The sequence below is a fragment of the Chryseobacterium pennae genome (genome assembly GCF_003385515.1).
GTDB classification, from domain to species: Bacteria; Bacteroidota; Bacteroidia; order Flavobacteriales; family Weeksellaceae; genus Chryseobacterium; species Chryseobacterium pennae.
This window is the reverse complement of sequence record NZ_QNVT01000012.1, coordinates 148023-162953: the sequence shown is the minus strand read 5'-3', so window position 1 is coordinate 162953 and position 14931 is coordinate 148023. Positions and strand designations below refer to the sequence as shown.

The 14931-nt window shown below is 33.4% G+C and carries 10 protein-coding genes; 6 read left to right on the top strand and 4 right to left on the bottom strand.

Translation table 11 applies throughout. The features are described from left to right. Positions 1-81: 81 nt before the first annotated feature. Positions 82-1086, bottom strand: a complete 1005-nt coding sequence (locus DRF65_RS14165; protein ID WP_115971409.1) for a hypothetical protein — start codon at positions 1084-1086, stop codon at positions 82-84. A 381-nt stretch (positions 1087-1467) separates the two neighbouring features. Between DRF65_RS14165 and DRF65_RS14160 the strand changes: the two genes are divergently transcribed. The 6 genes from DRF65_RS14160 to DRF65_RS14135 all read left to right on the top strand — a co-directional run bounded on the left by DRF65_RS14160 (position 1468) and on the right by DRF65_RS14135 (position 10501). Continuing rightward, complete coding sequence (locus DRF65_RS14160) at positions 1468-2361, top strand: HamA C-terminal domain-containing protein (RefSeq protein ID WP_048501882.1); 894 nt, start codon at positions 1468-1470, stop codon at positions 2359-2361. Then, a complete protein-coding gene (locus tag DRF65_RS14155; protein WP_115971408.1) occupies positions 2361-4913 on the top strand; it encodes a DEAD/DEAH box helicase in 2553 nt (850 codons plus the stop codon). The genes DRF65_RS14160 and DRF65_RS14155 overlap by 1 nt, the downstream gene beginning before the upstream one ends. A gap of 343 nt (positions 4914-5256) precedes the next feature. Further along, a complete protein-coding gene (locus tag DRF65_RS14150; protein WP_115971407.1) occupies positions 5257-6747 on the top strand; it encodes a recombinase family protein in 1491 nt (496 codons plus the stop codon). Next, positions 6734-6898: a PTS sugar transporter subunit IIBC gene (locus tag DRF65_RS14145; RefSeq protein ID WP_115971406.1), complete on the top strand. Its 165-nt coding sequence runs from the start codon at positions 6734-6736 to the stop codon at positions 6896-6898. Before DRF65_RS14150 ends, DRF65_RS14145 begins: the two co-directional genes overlap by 14 nt. Positions 6899-7623: 725 nt before the next feature. After that, entirely contained in the window at positions 7624-9066 is a 1443-nt protein-coding gene (locus DRF65_RS14140) for a hypothetical protein (protein ID WP_115971405.1), read from the top strand. Positions 9067-9268: 202 nt separating this feature from the next. Then, a complete protein-coding gene (locus DRF65_RS14135) occupies positions 9269-10501 on the top strand; it encodes an IS256 family transposase (protein ID WP_115971419.1) in 1233 nt (410 codons plus the stop codon). Positions 10502-10562: 61 nt separating this feature from the next. Here the strand turns inward: DRF65_RS14135 and DRF65_RS14130 are convergent, their stop codons facing one another. From DRF65_RS14130 to DRF65_RS14120, 3 genes are read right to left on the bottom strand one after another with little or no spacing between them, the layout of a single operon-like run. Next, positions 10563-12113: a hypothetical protein gene (locus DRF65_RS14130; RefSeq protein WP_115971404.1), complete on the bottom strand. Its 1551-nt coding sequence runs from the start codon at positions 12111-12113 to the stop codon at positions 10563-10565. Then, positions 12103-13128: a caspase family protein gene (locus tag DRF65_RS14125; RefSeq protein WP_115971403.1), complete on the bottom strand. Its 1026-nt coding sequence runs from the start codon at positions 13126-13128 to the stop codon at positions 12103-12105. Before DRF65_RS14125 ends, DRF65_RS14130 begins: the two co-directional genes overlap by 11 nt. A 5-nt stretch (positions 13129-13133) precedes the next feature. Next, on the bottom strand, positions 13134-14639 hold the full coding sequence (locus DRF65_RS14120) for an alpha/beta hydrolase (RefSeq protein ID WP_115971402.1): 1506 nt from the start codon (positions 14637-14639) through the stop codon (positions 13134-13136). Positions 14640-14931: the final 292 nt, after the last annotated feature.

Genomic DNA, 14931 nt, shown 5'->3' with positions numbered 1-14931 from the left:
TCAAAGCTCAGAAAAATTTTATGGAAATCAACTTTTATTATAACTTTAAACTAACAAATACTCCCTAAGAGAAAGTCCATTTTATTTTGAAGACATACAAATTACGGTATTTTTCTGTTTTTTAAATTCAGCTTTTAAGCCTTCAATTACACGTTCCGAGTTTAATCGATCAGCATATGAATTGTCCTTCGGATTTAAGTGATAATGGTGACGAAATACAAGTGTATTCTCTTTCTTAAGTAATGTATATAATTTAGATAAGTAAGTGCTTTTTCCACTACCAGGTTTTCCTATAAATACCTTAATCCCACCGTCTATACTGGTTAGGTCCTTTAGAATATCTTGATGAGTATTTTTGTTGAAGAACTCAAAGTCTGTAGGAATTTCAAAGTTTTGATTTAAAGGTCTGGGATTATCCCACGATAGATGTAATCTTATATCACTTAAAGTAAATGTTTTCGGATGCTTTTCAGCTCCTTCATTCGCTATAAAAAGCAGAAGACTATCAACTCCGGCTTTAGTAACCTTTAATTGTTTGTATAAAATTTCTCGAAGAGTTTCTTCCAGATCTTTTTTATTTGGTTGATTAAATTGAAAGCAAAACTCTCTAAAGAATATATTAATTAAGTTTAGATCTGTATAAATTGATTTCAGATTGTCAAGAAATTCTGGATTGACATCTAAAATTTTATAAGGATTCAAATATCCATTTTGCAGGCATTGTTCAATTTCAGGGGCAATATTTCCATTAGTTATAAGACTACAAAAAATATTTGGTTCTTTTAGTGCGAAGTATGATTTCATCCATTTGGATAGCCCTTTATTAAATAATTGGTTAAAATCCCACAAATCAGTTTCTGGGTTCTGTTTATGCTTGATTTGGTAGTATTCGATTCCTCCGTCTTTCCTTTGTGCAACAATGTCATCAATCGCAAAATGCGTAATTTCAATATCTTCCGGCTTATACTGAATCCGAATACTTTTGTATAGTTTTGGGTCTAATAACCAATCTACACATAATTTTAAGGTAAATAAATCTTCATATTTATATCCGCTTCTTATAGAGCTGTTGGGATTTATTTTCATTACTAGGGAATTGACTTTTTTAAATTGGAATTTTATGTTTCGAATTATCCAAGATAAGAATTTAATCTAAATGTCAGAAAAGGGAATCCGTAAGATTTCATTACGGGCTTTATAAAGTTGTTGTAAGTATTCGGGTAGTGATTACTTTATTTTTTTATTTTGAAAATCTAAGTTTTTTAAAATTGTTTTCTCTTATAACTTATGTTTAGTTACTTCTTTCTGTTGTATTATAGATTTGAGTGAAGCTTTATGGATTCTATTACGGGAAACAGTAGTTATTCGATAGAAATTTAGTTTATTTTTAGCACGAAAATTAAATAAAGGATCAACTGTAAGTACTAATTTATTAACTTAGTGCATACTAATACCATATAACTGTTAATGATTGAGAAGAATATTAAAGATGATTTTTTAGATTTATTTTATAATGACTTGTGCAATGAAGCGCTTGAAAATAATAATACATTAAATCTTTTTACTTTAAAGGTCAAAAATAACGCATTTAGCTATGACGAGCTTATAAATGAACTTGGAAACAAACTTTGTTATTTTGCTCTCTCTCGTAAGCAAGTTGATGAGTTAAAACAAGCAGATAAATTCAATGATCTTGTAAAAAAGGCAAAAGCTAAACTGAAACATCATGCTGATAACGAGGGTGAACTTGGCGAAATTTTATTATACTGTTTACTTGAATCTCATTTAAATGCTCCAAAAATCCTTACCAAATTGGAATTAAAAACCAATTCCAATGATTATGTCAAGGGAGCTGATGGTGTACACCTTTTAAAGCTCTCAGATACAGACTATCAAATCGTTCTTGGTGAATCAAAACTTAACTCTGATATCAGTAAAGGTGTATACGAGGCTTTTGGGTCAATTAGCAAATTTCTAAAATCCACATCAAAGTTGGAGTTTGAAATTGACCTAATCAATAGTGAACTCGTTAAAGAGGCTTATGATCAGACAACTTATGAAATGCTAAAAAGGATCATAATTCCGAGTGCAAAGGAGGATGATACATATCTGGATTATTCCTTCGGAATATTTTTGGGCTTTGATATTCCCATTACAGATGATGAAAGCAAACTTAGTAATTCAGACTTCCGCAAAAATATAAGAGAGAAGATCAAGAAAGAAGTACTTAAAGCGAAGAATTCGTTAAATCATCAGCTAAAGAAAAGCGACTATACAGGGTATCAGTTTTATATCTATGTCATTCCTTTCTCAGACCTTCAAAATAAAAGAAAACATATCATTGAAAAAATAGTTGAGTGATGAAAATTATCGATAAACTGACTGAGGATATTTTGCGAGATGAATACTTCAATGCTTTGTTTAATAAATGTTCTTTGATAACTGCGCAAAACCTGTTCAAAAAATCAAACAGGGTTCAATTTACAACAAAAGAGTTGAGGGACACTTTGCGTTTTGCAGACATTTTATCCAACTCTAAAAATTCTGAAGCGAGAAATAGATCTTATCAAATTGTTGCCTCTCTGAATCAAGATTACAAAGATAACGAAGTGTACAGAACAGTATCAAAAGCTATATTTAGTAAACTAGGTAATTTTCCGGCGATTAATTATTTGGAAAATAAAAACAAAAATATTGCACTTCTCCCAATTTTTAGGGAAATTGAAACCGAATCTAAACGATTGATACAGCAGGCTCCAGATGGAAACGGAATGATTTTTACAGACACGCAATTTGAGTTATTTAATAAGCTGTCCAAAAGTACCGAGTTTAGTTTTTCCGGACCGACTTCCATGGGCAAGTCTTTTATCATCAAATCTTTTATCAAAAAGGTGATAAAGAACAGTCCACCAGAAAATATCGTAATCATTGTACCCACCAGAGCTCTTATCAATCAATTTTTTTCTGATTTAAAAAATGAACTTCATGAGCTTCTGGACACTTATAAATATAAAATCTTTATTAATTCAAATGTATCTGATATTTTAACTGAAGAAAAATACAATTATATTTTTGTTTTAACCCCAGAACGGCTTCTTAGCTATTTGTCACAAGATACAAATCCTCCAATAGGCTTTTTATTTATTGATGAAGCACACAAATTAGCAAATGATAAAGATGCCCGTAGTGTTACGACTTATTCGGCTATTGAAAAAGTTCAGAAAATGTATGGGAATGTTAAATTGTATTTTTCTTCCCCAAATGTTTCCAACCCTGAAATATTTTTGAGACTGTTCAATAGGGATATACAAAATTCATTTAGAACAGGAGAGTCTCCTGTATCTCAAAATATTTATTTTGTTAACCTTGAGACTAAAGAGGTTGAGTCTTATTCCAATAATTCAGTTTTAAAGTTGCAGGACATACTTGATGATAGCAAGGATTATTCAATTACAAAATTTATCAAGTTTATTGGAGCTGATAAAAATAATCTCATCTATTGTTATTCCAAGAGGAATACGGTGAATAAAGCAATTGAGCTTTCAAAGTTACTTCCAAGAATTGAGCAGAGTGAACTTGTTGAGCAGGCAATAAAAAATATTAAAGAATACATCCATCCGGAATATTATTTAGTTGATTTTATAGAAAAAGGAGTGGCATATCACTATGGAAAATTGCCCCAGTTGATAAGAAATTTGATCGAAGATTTATACCAAAAGGAAGAGATCCGTTATGTATTTTGTACTTCAACATTACTGGAAGGAGTTAATATGCCTACACAGAATATTTTTATTATAGATAATAGAAGTGGTTCGAAAACAACTTTGTCACCAATTGATTTTTGGAATCTTTCTGGAAGGGCAGGAAGATTGACAAGAGAGTTAGTGGGAAATATTTTCTGTGTTCAGTATGAGGATTTTAAATGGGTTGACAAGGATGTTTTGATAAGAAAGGATATTAAACTGCAGCCTACCATTCTGACTAAGATTGATCATAATCTTAAAAAAATTGAAAAGGCACTTAAAAATGAAGAGATAAAATCTGGTTCTGAAGTAGAGAAAGAAATATTAAAATATATTGCGAATATAATTAAAGTTGACACTTTAGAAACTACAGCTAATTATAAAAGTCCAATAATTGATAAGTTAATTGAAGATAATAAGCAAAAGCTCATCGATTTGGCGAAGCAAGGGATTATTAATTTTGAGATTCCAAAGTCGATCTTGAAGTTCAATCAAACTATCAATTTTGAGATTCAGGAAAGAATTTACAAAGCTGTATCAAAATCAAAAAAAAGTATATTACCTAACAGTGGAGCTATAAAATATGAGAGTATCCTTAAAGTATTGATCGATTTTCACAGATTATATTCGTGGGATAAAACAGAAAAGAAGCTCGCAAATGTAAACAGTTTAAAATACTACGCAGTGCTGATGAACCAATGGGTCCAGGGGTTTTCTTTAAGCCAGATAATAAGTCAATCTATCGACTACAATCATGATAATGGATATCAGGTAGAAGTTGATTTTAGAGTGTATGAAGTATTTGATAAGACAAATAGAAGGCATATAAATGCTCTAATTGAGAAGCTTATCGATGACATTGAATATGTTCTTCGCTATATTCTAGAAAAGTATTTCAATCATTACTATCAAATTTTGGTGGCTATTATAGGAGAGAGCAAAGCCGGAGATAATTGGGCAACACTCTTGGAATATGGAACACAAATACCACAGGTGATAGCTTTGCAGAATATCGGGTTGTCTAGGAATACTGCAATTAAAATTTTTAGACACCATAGAAAGTCCTTGATATTGAAAGATAATAAACTAGTTGGTGTAAATAAAGCACTTTTACTAAATGAATTTAGATCAACATCTCTAGAATTTGAAGAAATTAAAAGAACACTATAAAAAGATAGTTTAATGTCAATTAAAATCAATACTAATTAATGCTCATTACCATTTAAATAATGAAAACCTTAATGGAGAACGGATCTTGAGAATTGCATGAAGAGCTGAATAATATACGGTTGACAGTTTCAGAGATTATAAAAAAGTGAAATATTACCTGTCTCACTTTAGGATCCAGCTTTGCATGATTAGGATTTACTGTTAATGTGTAACCAAATTCCAAATTATACCAATTTTTCTACTGAATTTCCCTTTTTAATTGATACAGCATAAATTGTTTTTTGTTTATCATTTCATATACTTAAAAATATTAATTTGTAAATCAAATAAATGCATTAATTATATGAAGTCAGCCTATTTATACGTCCGTGTAAGTACAGACGAACAAAAAAGAAAAGGTTACTCCCTACCAGAGCAGGAGGATAGATTATTGAAATATTGTAAATATAACAATATCGAAGTCAAAGGAATCTATCGCGAAGACTACTCTGCCAAAAATTTCAACCGGCCAGAGTGGAAAGAATTATTTTCAGAAATTAAAAAGAAATCATCAGGAGAAGATAAGAACATATTATTTATCAAGTGGGACCGATTTAGCCGGAATGTTGAATATGCTTACGAAATGATTGGAAAACTTCGAAAATATAAAACGATAGCGATGGCTATTGATCAACCAATTGATTTCTCTGTGCCGGAAAGCACGGTTATGTTGGCTGTATACTTAGCTGTTCCAGAGGCGGAAAATACCAGAAGGGCTCAAAATACTGCAAATGGAATTCGTCGAGCGAAGTTGATGGGTAGGTATCCTAATAAAGCACCTATCGGATTTATTAATTTGACATTAATGGATGGTAAAAAAACTATTGCTCCTAAAGAACCTGAAGCGGATATTATAAAGTGGTCTTTTCATCAAGTTGCCCAGAACGATCATAAGATTTCCGAAATCATGAGAATGGCTAATGAGAAAGGATTGATATGCTCACGGTCACACTTTTTCAGAATTTTACGGAATCCAGTTTATTGTGGGCTTATATCAGTCAAACTTAAATCTGATGAAGAACAAATGATAAAAGGTTTGCATGAACCTTTAATATCTGAATCGTTATTTTATCAGGTTCAGTCTGTCATTAATACAAAAAGAAAAACTACAGCTAAAAGGGATGATTTAAAAGCAATGTTTTTTCTTAGAGGGTTTTTGATTTGTCCTGTTTGTGATAGAAAACTCACTGGAAGTATTGCACAAGGAAGTTCAAGAAAATACCCATATTATCATTGTCATGATCGCTGTAGGACAAGGATAAACGCAGTTTTTCTGAATGATTGTTATCAAAATAAGCTTCAGCAATTAATACTATCAAATAATACAATTGACTTATTTAAATGTATTTTACAAGACCAGAATATAAAGACACTGAAAGCAAGTTATTTGTACAATCAAAATTTAATTGAGAGAAAAATAAAAGAAGAGGGGCAAGTTCTTTCTCAAGGCAGAAAGTTGTTTTTAGCAGGAGTATTAAAAATTGATGACTACAATGAATTAAAAAAAGAGAATCAAGTTAACATTAAGCATCTTAAGAAGGAAGCGCGTGATATTTTTCTTAAATTAAAAGCTATTGATAAAAAGGACCAAATAAAAGATAAAAAATTAGTCGAAGTTTTTCAAAAATTTTCCGAGTTTGACATCTCAGATAAAAAAAGTCTTGTGAGTCTTATTCCACCAGTTGATATTGATTATAAAACAGGTGATCTCTCTTTGGACTTGAATCAAGCATTTTCAAAAATATTATTAAAAAAAATTAACCGAAAACCTAATAAGAAAAATGAATTTCATTGATAGGAATGTTTCAGTAGAACAAGCAATTATTATTCTGGCCAAGAATGGAGTTCAGGTAAATGAGAAGGAAGCTAAAATTATATTGGAATTACTATATTTAGTATCAAAAAATTATGATAAACCGAAAGAGAAAAAAATACTAGAACCTTAATGGGATTTCAAACTATGCTTCAATACCGATGAAATCTCTGACAGAGCACTTTTAGACTGTCTGTTTCAGATGGACTAGAGATTTCACATCAAAAAATTCAAACCATAAAATGTCAGGCTGTAAAAGTTTGATATAGAGACTTTTATGCGTAAAAAAAGAGAGACAACTATCAAATAGTTGTCTCTTTCAGTGACTTGACAGTAGGCTACAGGAACTCTTTTTTTTTAGATATAGAAAATATTTTGGTTGTATGTGATTGATTTTTAGTGTTTTAAAGCTTTGGTGTTTTAGTTTGAATCCTGTTAAGTATACTATTTTCACTTTTTTGATATTACAGACGATATTTACATTTTTTTAGCGCATTTATTAAATACCTATTGGCAATAATCCTAAAATGTCTTAAGATTTCCTTTTTACTGGTTTTAACTGCTCAATAGAAAATTTAGTTCTTGTATTTTCGGATATCCAATTTATTGTATAGGGTTTCCTGTGTTGTAACGGAGAGCCCTTTCATCCTCTACTCATGTAAAATAACGAATCCAATGCGGTGGTTTGCTACTTCGCTGCAAGATTTCTTTTAAGATGGCTAAGTGACAGTCTTTTTAAACCTAACTTACATGGACTCTATGTTCTGATCTGGTATAGCAGGTTTATTAATAAAATGTTTTATTATTTAGATTTAATATTGACTATATTTAAGCAACCATTAAAACTAATAATATTTTATGAAAGCCAATTTTAAAACCAAAGTATCGCTTGATAATTTCAAGGGCTCAAATGTAGGTGACAGTGAAAAAAAATTTGCAGACAACGCTGTATCATTATTAACTGAAATAGTAAATGATGAAAAATTTCTAAGCGGGGTTAAAGAAGCTAAATTTTCTTATAGCACATTGTATGATGATAATGGCAAATACGTTAAAGTCAATAATGACCAGATTCTTGAGATAATCAATACCGGAAAAGAAAGAAAAACGTTACCAGATAATACTATAAACCTATTAATCATTTTGGACGACTCACTAGGAGGTAGTACAGTTGGTGAAGTTAATCCTGGTGATCCGACAATTAGGACAAATGTGTCATTTTTCAATTATTGGATTAAGAAGGATGATTATTTATCACTTGCAGCGCACTGGATTCATGAGTGGTTACATGTTGCGGGTATATATCATAAAGGGCGTCGTGTAGATGCTAATGATGTAAATTATACAATAGGAAAAATAGCCGTAGAGATTGGTAAATCACTCATTGTAAAATCGAAAAAAGGTAGCAAAAAAAGGAAAGATTCAGCTGGTCAGGGATATATAGACGCGATGGATAATTTCTATAAAAGCCAGAGACAACTGGCAGATGCAAGTGGAGTTGCCATTGCGCCATCCCAAAATGCTCTTCGCCTTGGATTTGTTGATTTTGGTACCGACTCAAGGCCCGTACTTGGTAAAGCCTACCCCGTAATCTCAGCAGCAGATCAAAAGTTAGAGGATTTATCATTTCCTACTTCAACTTTAAAAGCTTTGAAACTTGATGTAAATGCATTTTATAATGATCATTTACCGGATTTTTGGGGAGGAACAAAAGAGGGACTTTTTAAAATTTCTATTAATACCAGAAATCCGACAGCTCCAGCCTCTGGTGGAGAAAATGAAGTCACCAACTTAGTTGACTTTAAGGTAAAAGACGGAAACTATGCTAGTGGTTTTCTATTTAAGGGGATTTTCCGGAATGTTATGTTCGCAGATTATATTAATCTCAAATTTGATCTTTTTGAGCTTGATACTGATGCAGAGGTGTATTATAATAAAATAAAGGGAGTTTTTGATTCTGTTCCGGAATTGAAAACGCTGGATATTTTAAATGGGATTCCTTATTTAAGTTTAGCCACCAAGATGTTTGAGGGTATCATAAAGACATTTGGTAAGAATGCAAATGACCATATATGGAAAGAAATGCCATTATTGGAGATAAACCCGTCAATTGGAGGTGCTTTTCTACGAAATGGGCTTTATGTTATTTTTGAGCAGATAAACAGCAAAATGGAAACAATAACTTTTGAAGATCTTCAATATAAAGATGAATTTCTGGAAATTAAGGATAAAAGGAAATCACGAATGTCCAATCATCTGATTCTAAATATTAGGACTACATCATCGGATCAGTCACTTTAAATCTGTGTGTCCTAAAATTAAAATGCAATTAGTACACCATTGGTACAAAATTTAATTCGAGAGACATTATAAAAAGAAAGGCTTATGAGTATGTAAAACTTATAAGCCCTTTTAATATATTTGTTGGAGACTGTAACGTGAACTGTGTCAGAGGAATAATTCAATAAGATTATTTATATTCAATTATTCAAACGACATGGTCATGAAAGAAAAGACCCCATTCGACTTTGAACGCTTCAAAGAGGAAGCTATGCAAGGTCTTTATAACGGAAAGAGTTTATCTCCCAACGACGGCGTTCTAGCGCCCTTAATGAAGCATTTACTGGAGTCTATGATGGATGGCGAGCTAGAGAGTCACCTTCAGGAAGATAAGGCTTCAGGTAATTCCAATCGTCGGAACGGAAAGACAAAAAAGACTGTCCGGGGTCTTAATACCGGTACTTTTGAACTGGAGTCTGGGCGGGATAGATCCGGTACATTTGAACCTAAGGTAGTTCCCAAGCGTCAGCTTATAATTACAGAGCTATTGGAAGGTCACGTGCTGAGTATGTATGCCAAAGGGATGAGCACACGTGCTATAAGTGATTTTATCCGTGAGATGTATGCTATGGAGATTTCTGCAACGGAAATATCCCGTATCACAGAAAGCGTCATGCCTGCTGTAAATGAGTGGCGAAATCGTCCGCTAGAGGCCGTCTATCCCTTTGTTTTTCTAGACTGCATGCATTATAAAGTCCGTCAGAACGGCACTGTTGAGTCCAGGGCCATTTATAATATCTTGGGTATTGGAATGGATGGGCGTAAAGACCTGATAGGACTTTACAGCTCAGAAAATGAAGGTGCAAAGTTCTGGTTATCGGTTCTCACAGACTTGAAGCAGCGCGGTGTCGAGGATATCCTGATTGCCTGTATCGATGGGCTCAAGGGCTTTCCTGAAGCTATAGAGGCTATTTTTCCAAAAACGAAAGTTCAGTTATGCATTGTCCACCAGATCAGATCAAGTATGCGCTATGTTACAGAAAAGGATAAAAAAGCTGTCATTGAAGATCTAAAGCCAATTTATAAAGCTGTTAACGAAGAAATGGGCTACGAAAACTTAATTATTTTCGAAGAGAAATGGGGTAAGAAATATCCAATTGCCGCTAAATCCTGGCTGGATAATTGGACAAACTTATCCACTTTCTTTGAGTATGATGAGCAGGTTCGCAAGACTATTTACACCACTAATCCTATTGAAGGAATGCACCGTCAGATACGTAAAATCACGAAGTCTAAAGGTGCATTCAGTTCTGAACAGGCTCTTATGAAGTTGATGTTCCTGATAATAAAGGATATCTCTAAAAAGTGGACAATGCCGATGCACAACTGGGGCTTGACGATATCTCAACTTTATATTAAATTTGGAGATAGGCTCAAGCTGGATAGAGGTTTTTAGAATTAGGTTAATTATCCAATGACACAGTTTGAGTTACACTCCCATTTGTTGAAGTGAATCTTTAGATTATTTTTTGCATATTATCTTTCAGCATGATGATCTCTTCCTGTGAAAAATCACCTTTTTCTTGCATGATATCAATTAAGAAATTATTTGAAATTACCTTTTGAATATTTCTTAGACTTTTTTCGACGTAAAAAGTACTGACCTGAAATTGTTTTGCTAATTCAGCCGAGGTGTAAGGCTTACTGGATTTTGCACTTAATTGACTCATAATGCTTTGAGTTACCCAATCAGTGGGAATTTCATTTTTTGCGTATACAATCAATGGTTCTCCCAGAGTATCTACCTCAGGTATTAATACATCTGGAAAATTAGAGAAATCGAGTAAGAGAGTATCACTGATTTTAAAGACATTTTTGTGTTCAAAGACATTATAATTAGGTGGTGTATATGAAGTCCAGACCATATCACTATTTAAATCTGGTAAAATAAGTTCACATAGTCCACTGATCCTGATTCTCTCCGGAAAACGGATATTCTGTTCTATAAGTGTCTTTATTCCCGCATTCACCATACAAGGTGTATCTATGTCTAATACAGGTATTTCTTCATTGAAATGGATGGCAGCAAGTAATTTAATGATTTTGATATCACTTGAATCACTATAGTTTAGAATTTTTTGTTCAAGGTTTCGTATAATATTTCTGAATAGATTATTATCCGTTTCCTGTGGGCTTAGCAGGTAGGCATAACAAACAGCAATTGCCAGCATTGGATTATACCATTTATCAAATGCAGTTTTGTCTATTATGTTTTTTGGAACAAAGTAATTCCCATTTTGCATATTACGTAGAAGTGCGTCAAGCTGCAAATTATCTTCTTGCGTTATAATGTCATCAGCTAAAGGTTGAACAATCTGTATACGGGCTGTAGAAAATATAGGTGTTTTTTTAAAAGTCAAAAAAAACTGTGTTTGCCAATGTGCAAATACCTGTAATGGTATTTCTCGCGTGGTATTCTTATGGCCCCGATACACAAGATAATATATGCCGTGCGGCAGTGTTGCGTTAAAGGCTAACCAGCCTGTATTTCTGTCTTCCTTGGCATTGTCTTCGTTAAACTGATATATTTTTTTACGATTGCTGTCCAATATGGAAAAACGCCAGCTCATCGTTTCTGATCCTTTTGTTTGACCTTCTCTGGCTTCTTTACTGGGATACCGGAAAAAGATAAAGAGAGAAGTGTCTTCCCTTAAAATTGGCAATCGATCCATCGTTGTTTTTTTGCTCCATTTCTCAACTGCATCAGTATAATAGCTATGTGAACTTTCTAGGAAACTATTTGGTATAGAGGAGTATGAACCCCTGTTGTTCCAGTTCCCTTCATAATTTCTATCCAGAACAATATATTCTTTTTCAAAAGTTTCATTTGAAAAAATATATAGTTGATAAAGCCCTTTAGGAAGTATTAGATCAATTCTTTCATAGTTTTCCGCAACCATTTGTCCGTACCCATCGAATAGTTGCAATTTGACAAATTCCGACAATTGCCCGACAACGGAAAAATGAAATGAGAATTCGGTCATAGTTTCAATTTGATTAGTATTCATGGTGTACAATATTTAAAATTCCGTCAATTTGAATTGGTTTAAGGGTGGTTACATCCTCTTCATTGTAGATGATGTAAAGTCCTTTTTTTACATTTAATATCCATGGTTCGGTAGAACTGGACACATGCCGTATTATTTCCGCTTCAGGGGTTTTTAAAACTATATTTAAGCCATCTGTCATAAAGAATATTTTGAGTTCAATTATCTTGGGAGCAATATTGTCTAATATGACTGTTTCAATGTCAGTATGGGAAGGTATAAAATGAGGTTTCTGAATAACATTTGCTTTTTCCAGTGCAAGCGGAGGTACCTCTCTTGAAAGATAGTCAGATAAACTTTTTGTGGTGATATTGCCATCAATTTCTGCGGCTCCTTTTAGTCCTTTTAATAATGAACTGGTAAATAATCCCTGCGTTTTTGTATCATCAGGTAATGTGGCATTTCCTTGAAGATTATCAGCCTCATAAGCTTTATTACCGAACTCTGTTGCCGAATATATATAGGAAGGAGATCGCCTAGTATTTAATAGATTCGCGATTGGATTAAATTGAGGATCAGCGCCCTGTACTGATGGTCTGGTATTTCGACAGCAATCTAAGAAAAAGAATATCTGCTGAAATGCTCCATATTTCATTAACCTGTTTTGATATCCTTTTCCAGAAAGCGCATAATCGCGTCGAACCTCAGTCCATTTCGGTAATATTAAAGCCGTAGCATCCCATTCTACACCAATGCCATGACCTGAAAAAAAGAAATATAATCTCCGTCCGGGTGTAACGAGAACTTGTTCCAGAATTTCTTCAAAACAGTCATCGATCATATCCTGTATCGGCTTGGTATTATCTATGTGTGATAGTAATAAATAACAATTTTCTTCTGGTAGGTTGCCTCCGTTTTCATCTTTAAGCCATTCCAGAAAAAGATTGGCATCTCGTTCGGGACCATCTAACTTTTGGAGAATTTTATAATGGCTAACACCGACAACAACTGCAAAATCATGAATATTTTTTGGCATAGTCACTAATTCTGTATTAAATAAACGATACTTTTTACTGTTTCATCATCATCAGAGAAACCACCGTGAGCTTCAGCTGAGCAGCGAAGTCCATCTACAGCTGTCGAATCTGTTATTGAGTAGATAGCATTTCCCTGAATATTAAAATACTCAGCTATTCGAAGTAGCTTCGTAGTGTTGTACGGATATTCCCCTGTAACATGCCTCTGCATTCCTAAAATGTGAGTATCACTTTTTTCTTCTAATATGCCGCTGATTAGATATAGTAGAGAGTACGGATAAATTGAATAGAATACCTTGTCCATTTTTTCCAATTCATCCGCCATAGTAAAGCATTTAAATGATGTATATAAATGCTGGTTGTTGAGGATGATATTTTCAAAAAGATCCGATCGACAGGCTGGAGCCAAGAAGAATATATACCTGAAAGTGATATCAAATTGATTATTTGCGATTAATTTTATCAGATGACAGATAACAATGGAGCCTGCAGAGTGCCCAACAAGGTCAATTGTTAGTTTTTTGCCAGTTTCCTGCTGGTATTGTAATAATCTGTTTATAAAATAATAACCAACATGCCATTCCTGTTCCGGTGTAGTGAAATCATCCTCTTTCCACATAAACTCGGCCTTTTCCTTCATACTGCCCCAGAGCCAATTTCCAGCAAGATCAATACAGATTTCGCGCGCAGTTTCCTCTACTACTGTTGGATGAAAGTCGTGATCAGTTTTTGCCGCAAATCTTTTTATTACACGTATGGTAACGTTCACTGCCCCAATGATAAATTTTGCTAATGAAAAAAGTCCTTTTCCATCCTCAGTTTCCGAACCGACATACTCTGGTTTTAATAATTCTAATTCCTTTTGAGATTTTTCCTGTTGAACAATATTTTGAAATTCCGTATCGATTTCAAATCGTTCATTTAGCAATGCTGTCAGTTCCTCCCTTAGCAAGACTTCCTGTAATGCCGATAATTCTGCATTATCTTCAAAGTTAAGGTTGGCAGATTTAGCAGTTTGGTCTATTCTGTAATTTTGAAATGGAATTTCTTTTGTTAGTTCAGATTCAATCTCCTCTTCTGTAAGCATATTGGAACCGCGGGCCACGCCACTTGTTCCAATTACTTCAATACCTAAAGTACTACCAGCTGACCACAATACTTTGACCAATATTTTTCTAAATAGGTCGGAATGTGCAAGGGTATCCAAATTCTCAATTATGGTTCTTTTCCAATCTGTTTTCCAGATAAAACAGACAGGGTGTACATCAGTATCACTTGTAATGGCATTAACAATTCGACCGGCCGACGCCAGTCCTTCTTCTGCTGAGACTAGACCTCCATGGAAATATAATAGTAATTTGGAGCTGTTACTTTCATAAACATGCTTAAGAAGTGCGTCAAGTTCTTCGGTTGTTGAATTGTGAAGCGGATTTTTGTCCGGATAGAATGTCCCCTTCTTTCCGACATGCACGCGGTAGTGCTTATCTAGGTCAATTTGTGGTGATGGCATTAGTTATATGGTTTAATAGAACAATATAGTGATTTTTTTATTATCAGACTTTGTGCTACTTCATTCTTGGAGAGCTGATAATTAATAAGGTTTTTAGATTTTGAAGTGGAGAGTACGAATAATGATATGTTCCTAGTAATTACTAAATAGGACATTTTATTTTCAATACAGAAAATGAAACTTGTTGATAATCAATCTATTGATTAATCTGAGGGACATTTAAAAGGAAACTCCTTGTTATTTCATATTGCTGAATATTTTTTTAAGTAAATTTATGCGTATATATTTTTTG